The sequence below is a fragment of the Streptomyces fumanus genome, assembly GCF_014655295.1.
Taxonomy (GTDB): domain Bacteria; phylum Actinomycetota; class Actinomycetes; order Streptomycetales; family Streptomycetaceae; genus Streptomyces; species Streptomyces fumanus.
Window position 1 is genome coordinate 494987 of sequence record NZ_BNBI01000002.1, and the last position, 21993, is coordinate 516979.

At 71.9% G+C, this 21993-nt stretch carries 14 protein-coding genes and 1 pseudogene; 8 read left to right on the forward strand and 7 right to left on the reverse strand.

Annotated features, from left to right (window positions below; translation table 11 throughout):
- Nucleotides 1-70: 70 nt before the first annotated feature.
- Nucleotides 71-1429 (forward strand): replication initiator, encoded by a 1359-nt coding sequence (locus tag IE316_RS06450; protein ID WP_190203303.1) that lies wholly within the window; start codon nucleotides 71-73, stop codon nucleotides 1427-1429.
- A 138-nt stretch (nucleotides 1430-1567) separates the two neighbouring features.
- On the opposite strand, the gene IE316_RS06455 is transcribed toward IE316_RS06450, so the two are convergent.
- Nucleotides 1568-3133 carry a recombinase family protein gene (locus IE316_RS06455; RefSeq protein WP_229910220.1) on the reverse strand — a complete coding sequence of 522 codons (1566 nt, stop codon included), beginning with the start codon at nucleotides 3131-3133 and terminating at the stop codon, nucleotides 1568-1570.
- Nucleotides 3134-3207: 74 nt separating this feature from the next.
- On the opposite strand from IE316_RS06455, the pseudogene IE316_RS06460 reads away from it, so the two are divergent.
- Nucleotides 3208-3339, forward strand: a pseudogene (locus IE316_RS06460) (thiamine biosynthesis protein ThiC); the annotation flags it as partial.
- A gap of 84 nt (nucleotides 3340-3423) precedes the next feature.
- On the opposite strand, the gene IE316_RS06465 reads toward IE316_RS06460, so the two are convergent.
- The 3 genes from IE316_RS06465 to IE316_RS06475 form a co-directional block, all read right to left on the reverse strand.
- Nucleotides 3424-4296 (reverse strand): hypothetical protein, encoded by an 873-nt coding sequence (locus IE316_RS06465; protein WP_190203143.1) that lies wholly within the window; start codon nucleotides 4294-4296, stop codon nucleotides 3424-3426.
- Nucleotides 4297-4478: 182 nt separating this feature from the next.
- A complete protein-coding gene (locus IE316_RS06470; protein WP_268257629.1) occupies nucleotides 4479-5567 on the reverse strand; it encodes a metallophosphoesterase family protein in 1089 nt (362 codons plus the stop codon).
- Between the two features lie 325 nt (nucleotides 5568-5892).
- The gene (locus tag IE316_RS06475) at nucleotides 5893-7005 is read right to left on the reverse strand and encodes a LacI family DNA-binding transcriptional regulator (protein ID WP_190203145.1); all 1113 of its coding nucleotides are present in this window, start codon (nucleotides 7003-7005) and stop codon (nucleotides 5893-5895) included.
- Between the two features lie 400 nt (nucleotides 7006-7405).
- Here IE316_RS06475 and hisC point away from each other — a divergent pair, with 400 nt between their 5' ends.
- The 6 genes from hisC (at nucleotide 7406) to IE316_RS06505 (ending at nucleotide 17733) form a co-directional block, all read left to right on the forward strand.
- Complete coding sequence (gene hisC / locus IE316_RS06480) at nucleotides 7406-8485, forward strand: histidinol-phosphate transaminase (protein ID WP_190203146.1); 1080 nt, start codon at nucleotides 7406-7408, stop codon at nucleotides 8483-8485.
- 237 nt (nucleotides 8486-8722) lie between these two features.
- Nucleotides 8723-10228 (forward strand): cytochrome ubiquinol oxidase subunit I, encoded by a 1506-nt coding sequence (locus IE316_RS06485; RefSeq protein ID WP_190203147.1) that lies wholly within the window; start codon nucleotides 8723-8725, stop codon nucleotides 10226-10228.
- A gap of 21 nt (nucleotides 10229-10249) precedes the next feature.
- Nucleotides 10250-11254, forward strand: a complete 1005-nt coding sequence (cydB, locus tag IE316_RS06490; RefSeq protein ID WP_190203148.1) for a cytochrome d ubiquinol oxidase subunit II — start codon at nucleotides 10250-10252, stop codon at nucleotides 11252-11254.
- A gap of 97 nt (nucleotides 11255-11351) precedes the next feature.
- The gene (gene cydD, locus IE316_RS06495; protein WP_190203305.1) at nucleotides 11352-14840 is read left to right on the forward strand and encodes a thiol reductant ABC exporter subunit CydD; all 3489 of its coding nucleotides are present in this window, start codon (nucleotides 11352-11354) and stop codon (nucleotides 14838-14840) included.
- Between the two features lie 89 nt (nucleotides 14841-14929).
- Nucleotides 14930-16594: a sensor histidine kinase gene (locus IE316_RS06500; protein WP_190203149.1), complete on the forward strand. Its 1665-nt coding sequence runs from the start codon at nucleotides 14930-14932 to the stop codon at nucleotides 16592-16594.
- A 98-nt stretch (nucleotides 16595-16692) separates the two neighbouring features.
- Entirely contained in the window at nucleotides 16693-17733 is a 1041-nt protein-coding gene (locus IE316_RS06505; RefSeq protein WP_190203150.1) for a M23 family metallopeptidase, read from the forward strand.
- 6 nt (nucleotides 17734-17739) lie between these two features.
- Here the strand turns inward: IE316_RS06505 and IE316_RS06510 are convergent, their stop codons facing one another.
- The 3 genes from IE316_RS06510 to IE316_RS06520 form a co-directional block, all read right to left on the reverse strand.
- Complete coding sequence (locus IE316_RS06510; protein ID WP_190203151.1) at nucleotides 17740-18627, reverse strand: Cof-type HAD-IIB family hydrolase; 888 nt, start codon at nucleotides 18625-18627, stop codon at nucleotides 17740-17742.
- Between the two features lie 173 nt (nucleotides 18628-18800).
- Nucleotides 18801-19703: an LLM class flavin-dependent oxidoreductase gene (locus IE316_RS06515; RefSeq protein WP_190203152.1), complete on the reverse strand. Its 903-nt coding sequence runs from the start codon at nucleotides 19701-19703 to the stop codon at nucleotides 18801-18803.
- Between the two features lie 227 nt (nucleotides 19704-19930).
- Nucleotides 19931-21688, reverse strand: a complete 1758-nt coding sequence (locus tag IE316_RS06520) for an SDR family oxidoreductase (protein ID WP_190203153.1) — start codon at nucleotides 21686-21688, stop codon at nucleotides 19931-19933.
- Between the last annotated feature and the right edge of the window lie 305 nt (nucleotides 21689-21993).

Genomic DNA, 21993 nt, shown 5'->3' on the forward strand with positions numbered 1-21993 from the left:
GAAGGTCACCACCATCACCCCGCAGGACACCCCGGCTGACCGGCGCGCCGTCCTCGACCGCACGGCGCGCCTGCGTCAGCTCCCCGAAGCAGACCGCGACGCCATCCGGCTCGCACAGGATCCGCACTTCTCCCGCTGGCTGGAGCAGGTCGCCGCGACCGGCGGCTGTGCCCACCCCGTCCACCTGTCCGGCTCGACCACCACCCTGGACGGCACAACCGGCGAGATCCTCCACCACTACGACACCCGCAACGAACCGGGCGAACGTCTCCTCGTCCGGTGCCGCAACCGACGAGCGGCCGTCTGCCCCGCCTGCTCCCGCCTCCACGCGGGCGACACCTTCCACCTCGTCCGCGTGGGCCTCCTCGGCGGCAAGAACGTCCCCAGCACTGTCCGCCAACGCCCCCGACTCTTCATCACCCTCACCGCGCCGTCCTTCGGGCCCGTCCACCGAGCCGTAGAACGATGCCGTCCGCGCCGCGACGGTACGAGGTGCGAACACGGCCGGCCGCTCGGCTGCGGCACCTTCCACGCTCCGGACGACCCTGTCGTCGGACAACCGCTCTGCGGCGACTGCTACGACTACACGGCCCACGTGCTCTGGCACGCACACGCCTCCGAACTGTGGGACCGCTTCGTGATCGACGTACGGCGTCGCCTCGCCTCCTCCGCCGGACTCGTACAGTCCCGCTTCGCCCAGCACGCCCGACTGTCCTTCGCGCGGATCGCGGAGTATCAGAAGCGGGCGGCCGTCCACGTACACGCTGTCGTACGTCTCGACGGACCGGACGGGCCCACCGACACGCCCCCGGCCTGGGCCACTGACGACCGGCTCACCCGCGCCGTGCAAGCCTCAGCTCGTCGGGCCACCGTCCGCACCGCCTACAGCCCGGCCGTGGGCGAACTGGTGTCGCGCTGGGGCGCTCAGATCGACGTTCGCGCGCTGCAAGCCGGCGACGACGCATCCGGTGATGATGCCGTAGCCGCGTACGTCGCCAAGTACGTCACCAAGGGGGCGAGCGAAACCGGCGCCGGTGCCGATCACGCGCTCACCGCCTGGGCAGACATCGACGCAGCCTCCGTCACCACGCACGTACGCACTCTGATGCGCACCTGCTGGCGCCTCGGTGGTCTCCCGGAGTATCAGCACCTGCGCCTGCGCGCCTGGGCCCACACTCTCGGCTACCGAGGCCACATTCTGACCAAATCTCGTGCGTACTCCACCACGTACGCGGCACTGCGCGCCGAACGCGCTCGCCACGTCGGCCAAGAGGCCATGTCCGCGGCGCTCACCGAACGGCACTGGCGTTACGTCGGCTCTGGCCATACCCCTGGTGCGGCCCTGATCGCGGCTGGCATCGCGGAGGACATCGCACAGTGTCGTGCTGCGGCAGAGGACGCCTTCAGAGCCGGCGGTGATGCCGTCTGACGACGCAGAGAGACGAGCGGGGAAGGGCGGACGCTGAGGACGTGGCAGCAAGGGCGTGGATCGAGCGTCAGCTACGCGAGTCTCCCCCGCTCTCCGACGAACAGTTGCGGAGCGTGGGGGAGATCCTGGGCCTCCACCTCACTCGGAGGTCTTCCACACCGGCTTGAGCAGATCGGGATCGAACGCCTTGTTGCCCTTGCCACCTGGTACGGCGATCACCGCACTGAGTACCTTCTTCATAGCCTCGCGCTTCTGCGTGAGCGTCTTGCCTGCCCACGACTTCCTGACGTCGTCCTGGGCCTCCTCTGCCTCCGCCTTGAGTGCTTCGTGAGCCTTCTGGTCGGCTCTCAGCTCCTTGATCCGCCGTTCGAGGACGGGGAGGTTACGAAAGAACGCCTCATCGTCGATGTCCGTGTCCTCATCGTCGTGCCAGCGGCGTTCCAGTTCCCTGCGGCTCTGGAGCGCGCGCTCCAGAGCTTCCGCCTTGTCCCAGTCCGGCACGTCCTGGGCCCTGGTCGCCGCGTCATGCTCCAGTTTGGCGATCACCAACTCTTCGATGATCTCGTCCGTCTTGTCGCCGCGCTTGTAGGTCTTGTTGCACCCACCGTCCACGGTCTTCTTGCACATGTAGGCGTGCCGGTACTTGAGCCAGTCGTTCGCCTTGATGCCGATCATCTTGTTGTTGCAGATGCTGCCGTCTTCCAGGACGTTGCCGCACCGGAGGATGTTGGTCAGCAGGTACTTGTGGACCAGGCCACCACGTGGCGACCCCTTGCCCTGGCCGCGCTCTCTGATCTTGGCGGTGACGGCGAACCACTGATTCGGGGTGATGATCGCGGCCCACTCGCCCACGATGGGCTGATCATCACCGTCCCGGACGATCTCACCGTTGATCTCGCGGTAGCCGCAGAGCCTCGCATTCAACAGCACCTGCTTGACCGTCTGGTACTGGAACGGATTCCCGCGACTCGTGATGAAGCCGGCTTCCTTCCACCGTCGCGTGATCTCCGAGATCGACGCCCCGGCGATCACGTCGTGTACGGCGGTACGGATGGCGTCGGCCTCGTCCGGGCGCAGCGTCACCTTGTCGTCCTCCCACCCGAAGGGACGCCAGGCCGAAACGGACTGCCCGCGAATCGCCCGGCTGCGGTGACTGTTCCGGCTCCTCCGCTGCTTCTTCCTCGTCTCGCTGAGGGACATGGCGACCCCCACGAGCCCCTTGATCTCGAACCCCTCGGCGTACAGGTCCTGGACGCCGTTCGAGTCGTGATAGACGCGTCCCTCGTGTGAGGTGAACGCCTTCAGGTATCGCTCCCAGTCACTCGGTCGCCGGTGCAGGCGGTCGTCGTTGACGGCCATGACACCGTGTATCGGGTATCCCTCGGGCGTTGCTCCTGCCGCAAGATCGGCCAACAACTGCTCATAGTCATCCCGTACGACGCTCTCCTTGCTCGCGCTCTTGTCGTTGTCCGTATAGCGGTAGACGATCAGCCATCCGAGCCGGCGGGCAGCCTCGGCCATGTCCCGGTGCTGGTCCTCGATGCCGTGGGCGTCTTTCACACGGCCATCGAACGAGATGCGCGCGTAGCAGACAACGCACTTCAGGTTGGGGTCGGCGGCCAGCAGGGCGCGTACCTCCTCGACGGACGGTAGTCCATCCGGCACGCCTCGCAGCTTGCTGATCAGCTCTTCGCGCTTGCCCACGGTGTCCCCCTCCGGTCACTGACTGGGCTGCTGGGACGACCGTAGCGCATGTGTGGCTTCTAGTAATGCTCCTCTCGATGAAGATCTCTCAGGACATCCGCCGGGAACACGGCGGCAGCCGGACCGAGATCGAGGAGGGCATGGCCCAGAAGTCGAAGGAGTTCGCGGCGGCCGGCAACCGGGTCTATCTGCCGATCGCCGACTGACGCGCCAGGGGAATCGCCGACTGACGCGCGAGGGGAGGGGACGGACCGTGCGGCCTGTCCCCTCCCGGGTCCCTGGTGGGGCGGTCACTCCGGCCGGTGCTCCGGGCCTCCGAAGTCCGGGCTGGTGTAGTCCGGGCTGGAGTAGCTGGGGCGCGGGCCGGCGGCGGGACCGTTCTCGGGGCTGGTGAACCCCGGGCGGCCGTAGCCCAACTGCGGCATACGGCTGGACGGGGCCGGCGGCGGCGTACCGCGCAGCGCGCCGGCCGCGTCGGGGTCAGCGAGCGCGTCCTGGAGGAACGGCAGGATGCCGCGTTCCAGCAGGGCCTTCCGCCAGGCGTCCCGGGCGCGCTGCACCTCCCCGTCGAGCACCCCGTACGACGCGGCCTCGGCTGAGGGGCGGTTGCGCAGGGCGGTGGTCAGCAGTCCGGCGGCGGCGACGAGGATCGCGACAGCGGTCACCGCGCCGAACACCCATCCGGTGGTGAGCAGGGTCCGCGCGAACTCCTGACCGGGGACGAGCATCCGCAGGACGTACCCGACCAGCAGGAAGATCGCTGCGGCCGTGCCGGCCAGGACCGGTGCCAGCACGGCGATGACCGCGACGGCCCCCGCGCCGGCGGCCTCGGTGATCTCTCCCATGGTGGCGGCGAGCCCCGTGGCGTTCGAGCCGGGATCGGCGGAGCCGGATTCCGGCACGGACGACGACGGGGTGGACCGCGCCGGCTGGCGCAGTTCCTCGCGGACCTTCACATAGTGCTGGTACTCGGCCGCCGCGGCCGCGGTGATCAGGGCGGTGGCGTTGAGCGCCATGGTGCGCAGTTGTTCCGGGTTGAGCCGCTGACCGACAGCGGCCAGCTCCGGACGGTGTGGTGCGGAGCGCAGCGCCTCGTCGAGGACCCGCGCGTACTCCTGGCGGTCCTCGTTCGACAGGTGCTGCGGAACGCTGTTCATGTGCATCCCCCGATGCTCCGTAGGGCTTGGGGCTCGCATGCCAACGAGCCGTCGGGCAGAAACGGAGGGGAGCCTGCTACGGATACGCCGATGGTAGAGCGGTGACGGTACGAGGTGACAGGGGGTTTCCAGAAATTGGGTGCCGATACGCATATGCGCCGACGGCGAAGACCCGGTCCGGTGAACGCTCAGTCGGCCAGCGGCAGTTGCTGGACCAGCAGCTTTCCGGCCATGGTCACCCCGCCGTCCATCGCGATGGCGAGTCCGTCCGCGTAGACATGGGGTCCGTCGACCACCGGACCGGATTCGTCCTCGCCGTCCTCGGAGCCGACCTCGCCCAGCAGATACGGGATGGGGCTGTGGCCGTGGACGATCCGGGTGCCGCCGTACGTGTCCAGCAGCGAGCGCACGGCATCGGCGCCGCCCTCGTCCCGGAAGGAAAAGCGCTTGGTGAACTTGCGGAAGAGATCCCACACCTCGTCCGCGTCGTTGCGGGTGAGGGTCTCGTGGATGGTGTCGTTGACCTCTTCGATGGACCGGCCGTAGTCGAGGTAGGCGGTGGTGTCGGAGTGCACCAGGAGGTGGCCGTCGACCTCCTCCACCGCGTCCAGGCGGGCCATCCACTGGAGATGGTGGTCCTGGAGGCGGTCCATGTCGGTCTTCTGGCCGCCGTTCAGCAGCCAGGCCGCCTGGAAGGTGGCGGTGCCCGCGCCCGAGTTGACGGGGGTGTCGCCGAACCGCTTGGCGCCGAGCAGCAGCAGTTCGTGGTTGCCCATGAGGGCCTTGCAGTAGCCGCCGGCGGCCGCGGCCTCGGCGGACAGCCGCATCACCAGGTCGATGACGCCGATGCCGTCCGGACCGCGGTCGGTGAAGTCGCCGAGGAACCACAGCCGGGTGGTGCCGGCGCACCACTGGCCGTCGGCGTCGATCAGGCCCTGCTCCTGGAGGGCGGCCACCAGTTCGTCGAGGTAGCCGTGCACGTCGCCGACGACGTACAGCGGGCCGGGTCCAGTGGCGGGCTGCGTGGCCGGGGCGGCGGGTTCGGCGCCCGTCTGCGGTGCGTCACCCCGGTGGATGACGGGCAGGTCGCGCTCGGTGGGCGTGTACCCCTCCGGTACGGCCTCCTCGTGCGGGGGGACGACGTCACCGGGGTGTGTGCTGTCGGCGTACGGACCGGTCTCGTGGACGTACGCGGGCACCCGGAAGTCGCGCAGCGTCGCCGTCCGCTCCACCTCGGGTCCCTGACCGGCCCCCTGAGTCATCGACCCCTCCACCATCGCGCCGCATCTGCACCGCTTCGGACTGCCTGGTCGCAGCGGCCCGCGGTGTCGTGGGCCCATCATAGGAATGCGGATCGCGCTGTGTGATGACCCAGGGGTGGTGAATCAGAGCAGGACTCCGGTTCGCCGTGGCTTTCGCCCCGATTGGCCCGGGCTTCGGCCACCCTTTGGACACCTCAGGGACACCTTGCGCCCGCTTGGCCCCACCGTTCCCGACGGGCCCGCGTGTCTCACCGTGGCGTTCCCCGTCCTCGTCGTCCGCCGTCTCCCGTCCCCGGGAAGAAGGACGGCGGACGGCGGAGGACGGACGGGGACGCTGTGGTCACTCCCCCTCGGGTGAGCGCGGCGGGCTGATGGTCGTGCGCGGCGGGCGGCGCTGCGAGGAGGTCCGCACGATCAGTTCGGTCGGTATCACCTGCTCGACCGGCTGCTCCGACTCGGCCCCCTCGATGGCGTCGATGAGGAGCTGCACCACCGCGGTGCCGATGCGGCGCGGCTTCAGCGAGAGGGTGCTGATGGGCGGCTCGGTGGTGGCGTACACGGTGGACTCGCTGCAGCAGACCAGCAGCAGGTCGTCCGGTACGCGCAGTCCGTAGCGGCGGGCGGCGGCGAGCAGGTCGGTGCCGTTGGGGTCGAACAGGCCGTAGACGGCGTCGGGCCGGTCGGGGCGGGCGAGCAGCCGGTCGGCCGCGACGGCGCCCGCGCACGGATCGTGCGCCGGGTACGCCTCGTACACCGGGGTCTGGCCGACCCGCTCGCACCAGCGCAGGTACGCGGTGGTCGACAGGTGGGTGTAGGTGTCGGTGGTGGTGCCGGTGAGCAGGCCGATCCGGCGGGCGCCGGCGTCGGCGAGGTGGTCGAGGATGCCGAGGACGGCGGCCTCGTGGTCGTTGTCCACCCAGGCCGTCACCGGGAGCGTGCCGGCCGGGCGGCCGTCGGAGACGACCGGGAGACCCTGCCGGGCCAGCTCGCTGACGACCGGGTCCTGGTCGGAGGGGTCGACCACGACCGTGCCGTCCAGGGCGACGTTGGACCACACGTCGTGGCGGGAGGTCGCGGGCAGGATGACGAGGGCGTAGCCGCGCGCCAGCGCGGCCGAGGTGGCGGCCCTCGCCATTTCGGCGAAGTACGCGAACTCGGTGAAGGTGAAAGGTTCATCCCCGTACGTCGTCACGGTCAGGCCGATGAGGCCCGACTTCCCGGTGCGGAGCGTACGGGCGGCGGCTGACGGGCGGTAGCCCAGCCGGTCGGCCACCTCTCGGACATGGCGTCGGGTGGCGTCCGGGAGCCGGCCCTTGCCGTTGAGGGCGTCGGAGACGGTCGTGATGGAGACTCCGGCGGCGGCGGCGACGTCTCTGATCCCCGCCCGACCCGGCCGACTGCCTCGACGTGAGGTTTCCGCGCGGCTCACCTGGTGCTTCCCTGCTGCTGTCATGGCGAGCCGATAGTAGGGCTCATGCGGTGGGGTAAGGCGGACGCATATGCATACGTTGACAGGCACGTTTCTGCATGGTCGTGAGTGGTCAACTGCCTTAGAAGACAAGCCACTTAGCGCGTTGGACCCCTGTACGTTACGTGTCGAGGTGCGTGGGCCTGGCGAGGGTCCGATGTTGCGAAGAGGTCTCAACTCACTACTACGGGGGATGCGCGCCACGGAGTGAGCTACCGGCGCGTAGATATATGTACGGCGCGCCCCCCGAAACGTACGCCTTCGCGTGCTGTTGCCCCTGATGCCCCTGTGACGCAGGGGGCTGGTCGCACCTCTACGCGCCGGGGCCCAATCCTCATAAGGTGAGAAGTATTCGATGCCGGTGGTGGTCACGAGGAGGACTGCGGTGAGCGAGACGAGCCCCAAGCTGCGCGCCGAGCTGGAGGGAATCCCCACCTACAAGCCGGGCAAGCCCGCGGCGGCCGACGGGCCGGCGGCGTACAAGCTGTCCTCCAACGAGAACCCGTACCCGCCGCTGCCGGGCGTGATGGAGACCGTGGCGGAGGCGGTGCGGTCCTTCAACCGCTACCCGGACATGGCCTGTACGGGCCTGGTGGACGAGCTGGCCGAGCGGTTCGGGGTGCCGGCCTCCCACCTGGCCACCGGTACGGGGTCGGTCGGGGTCGCCCAGCAACTGGTGCAGTCGACCGCCGGGGCCGGGGACGAGGTGATCTACGCCTGGCGGTCCTTCGAGGCGTACCCGATCATCACGCAGATCAGCGGGGCGGCCTCGGTGCGGGTGCCGCTGACGGCGGGGGAGGTGCACGACCTGGACGCCATGGCCGCCGCCGTGACCGAGCGGACCCGGTTGATCTTCGTCTGCAATCCGAACAACCCGACGGGCACGGTGGTGCGGCGGGCCGAGCTGGAGCGGTTCCTGGACCGGGTCCCCGGCGATGTGCTGGTGGTGCTGGACGAGGCGTACCGCGAGTTCATCCGGGACCCCGAGGTGCCGGACGGCGTCGAGATCTACCGCGATCGGCCCAATGTCTGCGTGCTGCGGACCTTCTCCAAGGCGTACGGTCTGGCCGGCCTGCGGGTCGGTTTCGCGATCGCCCATGAGCCGGTGGCGGCGGCGCTGCGCAAGACGGCGGTGCCGTTCGGGGTGAGCCAGATCGCGCAGGAGGCGGCGATCGCCTCGCTGCGGGCCGAGGACGAGCTGCTCGGCCGGGTCGGGTCGCTGGTGTGCGAGCGCACCCGTGTGGTCGAAGGGCTGCGCGCCCAGGGCTGGACGGTGCCGGAGACCCAGGCCAACTTCGTGTGGCTGCGGCTGGGGGAGCGGACGGCCGCCTTCGCGGAGGTGTGCGAGAAGGCCGGGGTGGTGATCCGGCCGTTCCCGGGTGAGGGCGTGCGGGTGACGGTCGGCGAGAGCGAGGCGAACGACATCTTCCTGAAGGCGGCGGAGGGCTTCCGCAGGGAGCTGTAGCCCCTGGGCGGCCCGGTGCCGCCCCCGCTGCTGCCCGTTTCACGTGAAACCACGTGAAGCGGGCATTTTTTCGGGGTTGACGTCACAGGGGACCCCCCTTCCGATGTCGAAAAGCGGTAGGTCATAATTGCTTGTGAATGTGAACGCGTTCACAAGCGTGTCGGGTTGCTCCCTAGATAGGTGTGACATACACGCACAAAATGCCGCTGACCACGGCGATGTAAGGAGATCGACGACGTGGACATGGCTCTGGCGCCAGAGACGCTGGCGCGCTGGCAGTTCGGCATCACCACCGTCTACCACTTCCTGTTCGTCCCCCTGACGATTTCGCTGGCCGCCCTGACGGCCGGCCTGGAGACCGCCTGGGTGCGCACGGGCAAGGAGAAGTACCTCCAGGCCACCAGGTTCTGGGGCAAGCTCTTCCTGATCAACATCGCCATGGGTGTGGTCACCGGCATCGTGCAGGAGTTCCAGTTCGGCATGAACTGGTCGGACTACTCCCGCTTCGTCGGTGATGTCTTCGGTGCCCCGCTCGCCTTCGAGGCGCTGATCGCCTTCTTCTTCGAGTCGACCTTCATCGGCCTGTGGATCTTCGGCTGGGACAAGCTGCCGAAGAGGATCCACCTGGCCTGCATCTGGATGGTCTCCATCGGCACCCTGCTGTCGGCGTACTTCATCCTCGCGGCCAACTCCTGGATGCAGCACCCCGTCGGCTACAAGATCAACGAGGCGAAGGGCCGCGCCGAGCTGACCGACTTCTGGGCGGTCCTCACCCAGAACACCGCGGTCAACCAGGTCTTCCACAGCTTCTCCGCGGCCTTCCTGACCGGTGGCGCCTTCATGGTGGGCATCGCCGCCTTCCACCTGCTGCGCAAGAAGCACATCCCCGTGATGCGCACCTCGCTCCGGCTGGGCCTGGTGACCCTGGCGGTCGGCGGCATGCTCACCGCGATCAGCGGCGACACCCTCGGCAAGGTCATGTACGAGCAGCAGCCGATGAAGATGGCCGCCGCCGAGGCGCTGTGGGACGGCGAGCAGCCGGCGCCCTTCTCCGTCTTCGCCTACGGGGACGTCGACGAGGGGCACAACAAGGTCGCCCTGGAGATACCCGGCCTGCTGTCCTTCCTCGCCCACAGCGACTTCGACTCGTACGTGCCCGGCATCAACGACACCAACAAGGCCGAGCAGCAGAAGTTCGGGCCGGGCGACTACAAGCCCATCGTGCCCGTCGCCTACTGGGGCTTCCGGTGGATGATCGGCTTCGGCATGGCGTCCTTCTCGCTCGGTCTTCTGGGGCTGTGGCTGACCAGGAAGAAGTTTCTGCTGCCGGCCGCCTGGCGGACCGGCGAGGACGAGGTGCCGCACCTGGTCCTGCTGAAGAAGCCGCTCGGATCGAGGCTCACCAGGCTGTACTGGCTGCTGGCCCTGTGGACGATGGCCTTCCCGCTGATCGCCAACTCCTGGGGCTGGATCTTCACCGAGATGGGCCGCCAGCCGTGGGTCGTCTACGGCCTCTTCCAGACCCGCGACGCGGTCTCCCCCGGGGTCTCCACGGCCGAGGTCGTCATCTCGATGACCGCCTTCACCCTGCTCTACGCCGTGCTGGCCGTCATCGAGGTCAAGCTGCTCGCCAAGTACGTCAAGGCCGGTCCGCCCGAGCTGACCGAGGCCGACCTCAACCCGCCCACGAAGATCGGCGGCGACGCCCGGGACGCCGACAAGCCGATGGCCTTCTCGTACTAGGCGTAAGGGAGCTGCACAGTCATGGAACTGCACGACGTCTGGTTCGTCCTGATCGCCGTCCTGTGGACCGGTTACTTCTTCCTGGAGGGCTTCGACTTCGGAGTCGGCGTCTTGACCAAGCTGCTGGCCCGGGACCGGCCCGAGAAGCGGGTGCTGATCAACACCATCGGGCCGGTCTGGGACGGCAACGAGGTCTGGCTGCTCACGGCCGGCGGGGCCACCTTCGCCGCCTTCCCCGAGTGGTACGCCACCCTCTTCTCCGGCTTCTACCTGCCCCTGCTGGTCATCCTGCTCTGCCTGATCGTCCGGGGCGTGGCCTTCGAGTACCGGGTGAAGCGGCCCGAGGAGCGCTGGCAGCGCAACTGGGAGAACGCGATCTTCTGGACCTCGCTGATCCCCGCGTTCCTCTGGGGCGTGGCCTTCGGCAACATCGTCCGGGGCGTGAAGATCGACCGGGACCTGGAGTACGTCGGCAGCGTCTGGGACCTGCTCAACCCGTACGCGCTGCTCGGCGGCCTGGTGACGCTGACGCTGTTCACCTTCCACGGGACGGTGTTCACCGCCCTGAAGACGGTCGGCGAGATCCGGGAGCGGGCGCGGAGGCTGGCCCTGCGGGTCGGACTGCTCACCGCGGTGCTGGCGCTGGTCTTCCTGCTGTGGACGCAGGCGAACAGCGGGGACGGCAAGAGCCTGGTGGCGCTGGTGGTGGCCGTCGCGGCGCTGGTCGTCGCTCTGGTGGCCAACCAGGCCGGACGGGAGGGCTGGTCGTTCGCGCTGTCCGGCGTCACCATCGTGGCCGCCGTGGCGATGCTCTTCCTGACGCTCTTCCCGAACGTCATGCCGTCCACGCTGAACGCGGACTGGAGCCTCACCGTCACCAACGCCTCGTCCGGCGCGTACACCCTGAAGATCATGACCTGGCTCGCGGCCATCGGCACGCCGGTCGTCCTGGTCTACCAGGGCTGGACGTACTGGGTGTTCCGCAAGCGCATCGGTACCCAGCACCTCGCCGAAGCCACGCATTGAGTCCGGTCAGGGTGCGTTTCACGGACGCCGTCGTACGGCGGGTCCGGCACACGGTTTCACGTGAAACGCACCTCCGGGACGAGAGGGCATGTTTCACGTGAAACCCATCGATCCACGTCTCCTGCGGTACGCCCGCACCACCCGGCTCTTTCTGATCGCCGTCGTCGGTCTCGGCGCCGTCGGCGCGGGACTGGTCATCGCCCAGGCGATGCTCATCGCCGAGATCGTGGTCGGCGCCTTTCAGCACGGTATGACGGCGGCCGGACTCCGCACTCCCCTGCTGCTGCTGGCGGCCGTCGCCTGCGGCCGGGGACTGGTCGGCTGGCTCACCGAGCTGGCCGCGCACCGGGCGAGCGCGGCGGTCAAGTCGGAGCTGCGCGGAAGGCTGCTGGAGCGGGCGACCGCCCTCGGCCCCGGCTGGCTCGGCGGACAGCGCACCGGCTCCCTGGTCGCCCTGGCCACCCGGGGGATCGACGCCCTGGACGACTACTTCTCGCGCTATCTGCCGCAGTTGGGCCTCGCGGTGGTCGTCCCCGTGGCCGTGCTGGTCCGGATCGTCACCGAGGACTGGGTGTCGGCGGCCATCATCGTCGTCACCCTGCCGCTCATCCCGGTCTTCATGGTGCTGATCGGCTGGGTCACCCAGTCCCGGATGGACCGGCAGTGGCGGCTGCTGTCCCAACTGTCCGGTCACTTCCTCGACGTGGTCGCGGGCCTGCCGACGCTGAAGGTGTTCGGCCGGGCCAAGGCGCAGGCCGAGTCCATCAGGCGGATCACCGGCGAGTACCGGCAGGCGACCATGCGGACGCTGCGGATCGCCTTCTTGTCGTCCTTCGCCCTGGAACTGCTCGCCACGCTCTCGGTGGCACTGGTCGCCGTGACGATCGGCATGCGCCTCGTCCACGGCGACATGGCCCTGTACGACGGTCTGGTCGTGCTGGTGCTCGCGCCCGAGGCGTATCTGCCGCTGCGGCAGGTCGGGACGCAGTACCACGCGGCGGCCGAGGGCCTGGCGGCGGCCGAGGACGTCTTCGCGGTGCTGGAGACCCCGGAACCGGAGCGCGGCAGCCGTCCGGTGCCCCCGAGCGGTGCCCTTTCCTTCGAAGGGGTGACCGTCCGCTACCCCGGCCGCTCGGCCGACGCGGTGTCGGACGTCAGCTTCACCGTCGAGCCCGGGGAGACGGTCGCGCTGGTCGGCCCGAGCGGGGCGGGCAAGTCCACGCTCCTCGACGTGCTGCTCGGCTTCGTCCGCCCGGCGGAGGGACGGGTGCGCATCGGGGGAGCCGAGCTCACCGGCCTCGACCTGGCGCGCTGGCACGCCCAGGTGGCCTGGGTGCCGCAACGCCCGCACCTGTATGCCGCGACCATCGCCGAGAACGTACGGCTGGCCCGGCCCGACGCCGACGACGCCGCCGTACGCCAGGCGCTGCGGGACGCCGGGGCGCTGGCCTTCGTCGAGGAGCTGCCCCAGGGCCTGGAGACGGTACTCGGCGAGGACGGGGCCGGGCTGTCCGCCGGGCAGCGGCAGCGGCTGGCGCTGGCCCGGGCGTTCCTCGCGGACCGGCCGGTGCTGCTGCTGGACGAGCCGACGGCCGCCCTCGACGGGGCGACCGAGGCCGAGATCGTGGCGGCGGTACGGCAACTGGCGCGCGGCCGGACGGTCCTGCTGGTGGTGCACCGCCCGGCGCTGCTGGAGGTGGCCGACCGGGTCGTGCGACTGGCGGAGCCGGCCGCGCCCGCGCGGACACGGGCCGGGACCGCCACGCCGGCCGCCGCACCCGTCGAGGATCCGGCTCCGGCCGCCTCCGGCCGGCCCGCCCCCGGCGCCCGTGCGGAGGGCGGGCCGCTGGGCCGGGTCCGTGCCCTGTCCGCTGCCCGGCGCGGCCGGCTCGCCCTCGCGTTGCTGCTCGGCAGTCTCGCGCTCGGCAGCGCCGTCGGCCTGATGGCCACCTCCGGGTGGCTGATCTCGCGGGCCTCGCAGCAGCCGCCGGTGCTGTACCTGATGGTGGCGGTGACGGCGACGCGGGCCTTCGGAATCGGCCGGGCCGTGTTCCGCTACGCCGAGCGGCTGGTGTCGCACGACGCCGTCCTGCGGATGCTGGCCGACACCCGGGTCGCCGTCTACCGGCGACTGGAGCGACTGGCGCCCGCCGGGCTGCGCCGCGGCCGCCGCGGCGATCTGCTGACCCGGCTGGTCACCGACGTCGACGCGCTCCAGGACTACTGGCTGCGCTGGCTGCTGCCCGCCGGGGCCGCCGTGGTCGTCTCGGCCGCGTCCGTCGGCTTCACCGCCTGGCTGCTGCCGGAGGCCGGTGCCGTGCTCGCCGCCGGACTGCTGGCCGCCGGTGTGGGCGTCCCGCTGCTCACCGGCGCCGTCGCGCGGCGGGCCGAGCGCAGGCTGGCCCCCGCCCGCGGGCTGCTCGCCACCCGGGTCACCGACCTGCTCACCGGCACCGCCGAACTGACCGTCGCCGGGGCGCTGCCCGCGCGGGCCGCCGAGACCCGCCGCGCCGACGGGGCGCTGACCAGGATCGCCGCCCGGGCCGCCACCGCCACCGCGCTCGGCGACGGCCTCACCGCACTGATCTCCGGGCTGACCGTCGCCGCCGCCTCCCTCGCCGGAGTCCAGGCGGTCGCCGACGGCCGGCTCGGCGGCGTGGCCATGGCGGTGGTCGCCCTCACCCCGCTGGCCGCCTTCGAGGCCGTACTCGGCCTGCCGCTCGCCGCGCAGTACCGGCAGCGGGTGCGGCGCAGCGCCGAGCGCGTGTACGAGGTGCTTGACGCGCCGGAGCCCGTACGGGAGCCGGAGACTCCCCGGCCGGCGCCCGCGACGCCCTTCCCGCTCGTCGTCCGGGGCCTCGCCGCCCGCCACCCCGGGCAGGACCGGGAGGCCCTCGCCGGCCTGGACCTGACGCTGACGCGGGGGCGCCGGATCGCCGTGGTCGGGCCGTCCGGGTCGGGCAAGACGACCCTGGCGCAGGTGCTGCTGCGGTTCCTGGACGCCGACGCCGGTTCGTACACGCTGGCCGGGGTCGACGCGAGCGCCCTGGACGGCGACGAGGTACGGAAGCTGGTCGGGCTGTGCGCCCAGGACGCGCACCTCTTCGACAGCTCGGTGCGCGAGAACCTGCTGCTGGCCAGGAAGGACGCCACCGAGGCGGACCTGCGCGACGCGCTCGCGCGGGCCCGGCTGCTGGACTGGGCCGACAGCCTGCCCGACGGTCTCGACACCCAGGTCGGGGAGCACGGGGCACGGCTGTCGGGCGGCCAGCGGCAGCGGCTGGCGCTGGCCCGGGCGCTGCTCGCCGACTTCCCCGTGCTGGTCCTCGACGAGCCCGCCGAGCACCTCGACCTGCCGACCGCCGACGCCCTCACCGCCGACCTGCTCGCCGCCACCGAGGGCCGCACGACCCTGCTGATCACGCACCGGCTCGCCGGACTCCGGGACGTCGACGAGGTGATCGTCCTGGACCGGGGGCGGGCCGTGCAGCGGGGGACGTACGCGGAACTGACCGCCGTACCGGGTCCGCTGCGGACGATGGCCGAACGGGAGACGGCGTCGGACCTGCTGGTGACGGCCGGGTAGGCGGACCGGCCGCCACCGCGGCGTGCGGGGCGATCCGCTCACCCACGGTCCGACTTTCCCCCGCAAATCGACCTTATTAGGCTCAGATCATGACCGCCGAGCCGTCTCCCGGCCCTCCGCCGTCCCGGCCGGGGCCCTCCGCAGAGTCGCGGGAACGGGTGCCGAGGCTGCTGGAGGTGATGCGGTGCGTCGGCAGCGGGCCGGACCCGCGCACGGCGCTGGACCGGATCCGCGAGACGGCGGCGGCCCTGACCGGCGCCCGGTACGCGGCCATCGGGGTCGCCGCCGAGGACGGGGAGGGCCCGGCCGACTTCGGCCGGCACGGGACCGGCCAAGGTCAGCACGGGACCGGCCACGGCCGGCACGGGACCGGCCAAGGTCAGCACGGGACCGACATCCTCCGCCATGGGACTGACGAGAGGGATGACCACCGGACCGGTCCGGCGGAGCACCCGTCGGCGCCGGGCTCCCTCGGCGTCCCGATCCGGGTGCGGGGCGAGGTCCTCGGCACCCTCTGCCTGGGCGACAAGCGCGGCGGCGAACCGTTCGACGAGGAGGACCTCGTCCTGGCCCGGGTCCTGGCCGCCGAGGCGGGCATCGCCATCGGCAACGCCCGGCTGTACGAGGCCGCCCGGCAGCGGGAGCGCTGGATCGACGGGTCGGTCGCCGTCACCACGGCCCTGCTGTCCGGCGACGACACCGACGACGCCCTCCAGGTGGTCGCCGAGCAGGCCCGCCGGCTCTCCGGCGCGGCCGCCGGGGTCGTCCTGCTGCCGGTGGACGGCGGCGGCCTGGAGATCGCGGCCGTGTCCGCGCCGAGGCCCCCGGAGACACTGGGCACGGTCGTCCCGCCGAGCAGCGGCATCGCCACCGAACTGCTCGCCGGACGGTCCGTGCGGGTGGACGACGCGGCCACCGACCCCCGCCTGGCCGACGGCCTCGCCCGCGCCTACGGCCCCGTCCTGCTGCTGCCGCTGTGCAGCGACGGACGCGTCCTCGGGGGCCTCGTCATGGCCCGCGCCCGCGGGGAACGCCCGTTCACGCGGGCGGAGCGCGATCTCGCCGACGGGTTCGCCGCGCAGGCCGCCCTCGCGCTGATGGTGGCCGAGGCGCAGCGCGACCGGGAACGGCTCGCGGTGCTGGAGGACCGCGACCGCATCGCCCGCGACCTGCACGACCTGGTCATCCAGCGGCTGTTCGCCACGGGGATGCTGCTGGAGGACGCCCAGCGCGAGGCGGCCGTCGCCGAGGTGGGCGACGGGGTCGGCCGGGCCGTGGACGGACTCGACGTCACCATCCAGGAGATCCGCTCGGCGGTCTTCGCGCTCCGGCAGCCCGCCGAGGAACCCTCGGGGCTGCGCACCCGCGTCCGGCGCGAGATCGCCATGGCCGCCGTACCGCTCGGCTTCACGCCCGCGCACCGCTGGGTCGGGCCGGTCGACAGCGCGGTCGGCGAGACCACCGGCAAGAACCTGATCGCCGCCCTGCGCGAGGCGCTCTCCAACGCCTTCCGGCACGCCGGCGCCTCCCGGATCGAGGTCGTCGTCGACGCGACCGTCACCCTGCCGGACGGCCGTCCGGGCGTCCGGCTGACCGTCGCCGACGACGGCGTGGGCCTGCGCGCGGGCGGCCGGCGCAGCGGACTGCGCAACCTGGAGCGCCGCGCCGAGTCCCTCGGCGGAGCCAGTTGGACCGGCCCCGGCATCGGACCGGACGGCGCCGGCACGACCGTCGTCTGGGAAGCGCCGTACTGAGGCCCGCGCGGCCGGGGCTGACCCGTGTGCAGCAACCGGTCCCCCGGCCGGGCGACTGGACATGACCCGGGGGCCCCGCGCGGGCCACGATCGCTGCCATGCGCTCATCCCGCCGCCATCCGCTGCTCGTCCCGGCGCTGCTGTGCGCGTTCGCCGCGCTCGGGGCCCGCCCCACCGACGCCACCGACACGGGCGCCGGGTCCGGTGCCGGTGCCGAGGTGATCCGGCTGTACGAGGACGCCGCCGCGGCGACCCGGCGGTACGAGGAGGGGCGGCGCGCGGCCGAGGCGCAGCGGGCCAGGGCGCGGCGGTACGAGAGGCTGCTGGACCGGCAGCGCGAGGAGACGGCCGTCATCAACGAGGACCTGGGCCGGATCGCCCGCGCCCAGTACCGCGGCGGCGGACTGCCGCTCACCGCACGGATGCTCCTCGCCGACGACCCGGACGAGCTGATGCGCGGTCAGCGCGCGGTGCGCCAGGCCGACCTGGCCGTCGACCGGGCGATCGGCAGGAGCCGGCGGGCCGAGGCCCGGCTCGCCGCCGACGAGGCGAGGGCCGAGGCGGCCTGGCGGGGCCTGGAGCAGCGCAACACCGAACTGGCCGCCCTGAAGCAGGACATCGCCCGCCGGCTGGCGGCGGCCCGGTCCCGGCTGCAGGGAGAGGCCGCCGCCTCGGTAGCGGCCGGCACCTGTCCCGGCGCGGTCCGCCCGGACCGGCCCGAGACGCGCTTCAGCCGCCCCTGGGTCGCGCCGGTGGAGACGTACGACCTGTCCGCGTCGTTCGGCAGCGGCGGGACCCGGTGGGCGCACCGGCACACCGGCCAGGACTTCGCGGTGCCGGTCGGCACGCCGGTGCGGTCGGCCGGCGCGGGGCGGGTGGTGCGGGTGTCGTGCGGCGGGGCCTTCGGCATCCAGGTCGTCGTCCAGCACCCGGACGGCTACTGCACGCAGTACGCCCACCTCTCCGCCGTCACCGTCGACCCGGGCGACCGGGTCGGTACCGGGGAGTGGGTCGGGCAGTCGGGCGACACCGGCAACTCCACCGGGCCGCACCTGCACTTCGAGGTGCGGGTCACCCCGGAGCCGGGGTCGGCGCTGGACCCGGTGCCGTGGCTGGCGCGGCGGGGCGTCTCCCTGTGAGCGGCGTCAGGGCCGCTGGGCGAGCAGCCGCTCGATCACGACCGCGACCCCGTCGTCGTTGTTGGCGACCGTCCGCCCCGAGGCGGCGGCGATCACGTCCGGGTGGGCGTTGCCCATGGCGTACGACCGGCCCGCCCAGGTGAGCATCTCCACGTCGTTCGGCATGTCCCCGAAGGCGACGACCTCCTCGTGGGAGATGCCGCGCTCGGCACAGCACAGGGCGAGCGTGCTGGCCTTGGAGACGCCGGGTCCGCTGATCTCCAGCAGGGCGCTGGGGCTGGACCGGGTGACGTTGGCGCGGTCGCCCACGGCCAGTCGGGCCAGGGTGAGGAAGGCGTCGGGGTCAATGTCGGGGTGGTAGGCCAGGATCTTCAGCACCGGCTCGTCGGGGAGGGGACCGTCCGGGCCGAGCAGTACCTCGGCGGGCAGCAGGACGTCGGGGACCTCCGTGTGCAGCTTCGGGTAGTCGGGCTCCTGGTTGAAGCCGTACGTCTGCTCGACCGCGTACACCGTGCCCGGCGCCGCCTCCCGCAGCAGCCGTACGGTGTCCAGGGCGTTGGCCCGGGCCAGCTCCCGCACCATCACGAACCGGTGAGCCCCGGAGCCGCCGTGCAGGTCGACCACGGCGGCGCCGTTTCCGCAGATGGCGAGGCCGTGGCCGTGGACGTGGTCGCTGACCACGTCCATCCAGCGGGCCGGGCGGCCGGTGACGAAGAAGACCTCGATGCCCGCGGCCTCGGCGGCGGCCAGCGCGGCGACCGTGCGCGGAGAGACGGACTTGTCGTCGCGGAGCAACGTTCCGTCCAGATCGGTGGCGATGAGGCGTGGACGAGCGGCGGCGGCAGGGGGCTGGGGCTGTCGAGTCGCTGAGGTCACGCGGTCATTGTCCCGCATATGCCTGCACGACCGTGCGGCGGTCCGCACAGATGTGAGGCACGGCTCCCCTGGTCACCGGCGCAGGGGGCTCGCTCGGCCCGCCCCGCCTCGCCCCGCCAGGGTCGTGGGCCACGGCCTCCGGGTCCCCGGCACGCGAGGTCCCGTCGAAGCTCGCCGCCCGGCTCGTGCCGTCACCTCAACTGCGCCGGTGCCTCCATGGCGATCCGCTCGAAGATCTTCTCGTCCACCGCGAAGTCCGACCCGGGGATCGGCCAGTGGACGACGATCTCGGTGAAGCCCAGCTCCCGGTGGCGTCCGGCGAAGTCCACGAAGGCGTCCAGCGACTCCAGCGGCCGGTTGCGGTCCGGGGTGAAGCCGGTGAGCAGCACCTTGTCGAGTTCGTTCACGTTCCGGTCGATCGCGGCGCAGGCGTCCGCCAGCTTCTCGGCCTGCCCCCGCAGCGCCCGGACCGACTGCTCGGGCGTCCCGTCCTCGAACAGCTTCGGGTCACCGGTCGTCACCCACGCCTGCCCGTACCGCGCCGCGAGCCGCATCCCGCGCGGTCCGGTCGCCGCCACGCCGAACGGCAGCCGGGGCCGCTGCACACACCCCGGGATGTTCCGCGCCTCGTGGGCGGAGTAGAAGTCACCCTCGTACGACACCGCGTCCTCGGTCAGCAGCCGGTCGAGCAGCCCCAGGAACTCGGCGAACCGGTCGGCCCGCTCACGCGGTGTCCAGGGCTCCTGGCCGAGCGCGGTGGCGTCGAAGCCCGTGCCGCCCGCTCCTATGCCCAGCGTGATCCGGCCACCGGAGATGTCGTCCAGCGAGATCAGCTCCTTCGCCAGCGTCACCGGGTGCCGGAAGTTCGGCGAGGTCACCAGCGTGCCCAGCCGCATCCGCTCGGTCACGGACGCGGCGGCGGTCAGAGTGGGCACCGCTCCGAACCACGGGCCGTCCCGGAAGCTGCGCCAGGACAGGTGGTCGTAGGTGTACGCGGCGTGGAAGCCGAGCTGCTCGGCCCGTGTCCAGGTCGAACGGCCGCCCTCGTGCCAGCGGCGATAGGGGAGGATCACGGTGCTCAGGCGCAGGCTCATGTCCCGAGCGTAAGCCGTGCCCCCGGTTTCACGTGAAACATCCCTGCCCGCGCTGATCACCGCCGCATCCGTCCAGGGCGCCGGTCCTCTCCTCGCCCCGCCGCTTCACCCGGCCGGTGTGCCGAAGAGACGCGTATCACGCGAACGATGTCGCGGACGAGGTTTGATCCACAGCAAATCCAGTTATCCACAGCGGAATTGGGGACGGCTGTGGAGAACTCGCGCCGCTACAGCGGTGGTTCGACGCGTGCGAGCGCCCGCAGGGCCCGGGGCAGGAAGCGCGAAAGGAGCCGCGCCCCGCGTGCCTCGGGCGTCACCGGTACCACGGCCTTGTCCCGCACCACCGCCTCCAGGATCGCGCGGGCGACCTTCTCGGGCGGGTAGTTCCGCAGCCGGTACAGGCGGGCCGTGCGCCGCCGCAGCCGCCGTTCCTCCTCGGCGTCCACCCCGGCGAAGTGCGCGGTGGAGGTGATGCCGGTGTCGACCAGGCCGGGGCAGACGGCGGTCACCCCGATGCCCCGGTCGGCCAGCTCGGCACGCAGGCACTCGCTCAGCATCAGTACCGCCGCCTTGGAGGTGCTGTACGCGGGCAGCGCGCGGGAGGGCTGGTAGGCCGCCGCCGAGGCGATGTTGACGATGTGGCCGCCCTGTCCGCGCTCGGCCATCCGCCCGCCGAACAGCCGGCAGCCGTGGATGACGCCCCACAGATTGACGTCGAGGACCTTCCTCCAGTCCTCCGGCGTGGTGGCGAAGAAGGACCCGGACAGGCCGATCCCGGCGTTGTTGACCAGCACGTCGACCACGCCGTACTCGGCGGTGACCTTCTCGGCGAGCTTCTCCATGGCCTGCTCGTCGGAGACGTCGGTGGTCTCGGCCCACGCGGCGGGCGCGCCGGAGGTGCGGGCCAGCTCGGCGGTGCGGGTCGCGGCCCCGCCGTCCCGGTCGACGGCGATCACCCGCGCGCCGGCCTCGGCGAACGCCAGTGCCGTGGCCCGGCCGATGCCCCCGCCCGCCCCGGTGACCAGCACGAGCTGCCCGCCGAACCGGTCGGCGTGCCGGCCGCGCGCGGTCACCCCGGGCCGGCCGCCCTCGACGGCCGTGACGAACTCGGTGATCCACGTGGCGAGCAGGTCGGGCCGGGTGCGCGGCAGCCAGTGCTTGGCGGGCAGGGTGCGCCGGGTCAGCTCCGGCACCCACCGCTCCAGGTCGTCGTAGAGCCGCGCGGAGAGGTACGCGTCGTCCAGGGGCGTGATGAGCTGCACGGGCGCGTGGGCGAGGGCGTCCGGGCGGGGGCGGCGCAGCCGGGGCCGGATGTTGTCGCGGTAGAGCCACGCGCCGTGCGCCGCGTCGGTGGGCAGGGAGCCGGTCGGGTAGTCGTCGGTCGGCACGTTCTCCAGGCGGCGCAGCAGGCCCGGCCAGCGTCGGCCGAGCGGTCCGTGCCAGGCCAGTTCGGGCAGTACCGGCGTGTGCAGCAGGTAGACGTACCAGGACTTGGCGCCCTGGCCGAGCACCTGGCCGACCCGGCGCGGGGTGGGCCGCCGCACCCGCCGGGCGATCCAGTGCCCGAAGTGGTCCAGGGACGGGCCGGACATCGAGGTGAAGGACGCGATCCGGCCCTCGGTGCGGGCCACGGTGACGAACTCCCAGGACTGGACCGACCCCCAGTCGTGGCCGACCAGGTGCACGGGCCGGTCCGGGCTCACCGCGTCCGCGACGGCCAGGAAGTCGTCCGTCAGCTTCTCCAGCGTGAACCCGCCGCGCAGCGGTCGCGGCGCGGTCGACCGGCCGTGGCCGCGGACGTCGTACGCGACGACGTGGAAGCGGTCGGCGAGGCGGGCGGCCACCTCCGACCAGACCTCCTTGCTGTCGGGGTAGCCGTGGACGAGGACCACGGTCGGCCGGCCCGGGTCGCCCAGCTCCGCCACGCACAGCTCGACCTCGCCCGTCCGCACGCGGCGCACGCGCGCGTCCCGCAATCCCGTCACGTCTCCTCCGTCCGGCCACCCGTGCGTTGCCGCCGAATCTCCCAGTTGTTAGACGCAACGTCAACAGCACGCCACGCCCGTACCCGGATCCCACCCGCACCCGAGCCCCATCCGCACCCGAGCCCCTCCCGCACCCGAGCCCGAGCCGCACCCGCATCCGAGTCCCACTCCCACCCCCGCCTCAACCCCGACCCCGACCCCGACCGACCCCGACCGACCCCGACCCGGACCCCGCCCCCGCCCTGACCCTGAGACATAGCCCTCAAGCACGGCCCCCCTAAGGTTCCGTACGACTGGAGTCGGAC

Coding starts and splice junctions, on each gene's coding strand:
- IE316_RS06465 (WP_190203143.1), bottom strand. CDS start 4,296: ATGCACATGAACAGCGTTCCGCAGCACCTGTCGAACGAGGACCGCCAG.
- IE316_RS06505 (WP_190203150.1), top strand. CDS start 16,693: ATGCGCTCATCCCGCCGCCATCCGCTGCTCGTCCCGGCGCTGCTGTGC.
- IE316_RS06500 (WP_190203149.1), top strand. CDS start 14,930: ATGACCGCCGAGCCGTCTCCCGGCCCTCCGCCGTCCCGGCCGGGGCCC.
- IE316_RS06470 (WP_268257629.1), bottom strand. CDS start 5,567: ATGGTGGAGGGGTCGATGACTCAGGGGGCCGGTCAGGGACCCGAGGTG.
- IE316_RS06475 (WP_190203145.1), bottom strand. CDS start 7,005: ATGACAGCAGCAGGGAAGCACCAGGTGAGCCGCGCGGAAACCTCACGT.
- cydB (WP_190203148.1), top strand. CDS start 10,250: ATGGAACTGCACGACGTCTGGTTCGTCCTGATCGCCGTCCTGTGGACC.
- IE316_RS06515 (WP_190203152.1), bottom strand. CDS start 19,703: ATGAGCCTGCGCCTGAGCACCGTGATCCTCCCCTATCGCCGCTGGCAC.
- IE316_RS06510 (WP_190203151.1), bottom strand. CDS start 18,627: ATGCGGGACAATGACCGCGTGACCTCAGCGACTCGACAGCCCCAGCCC.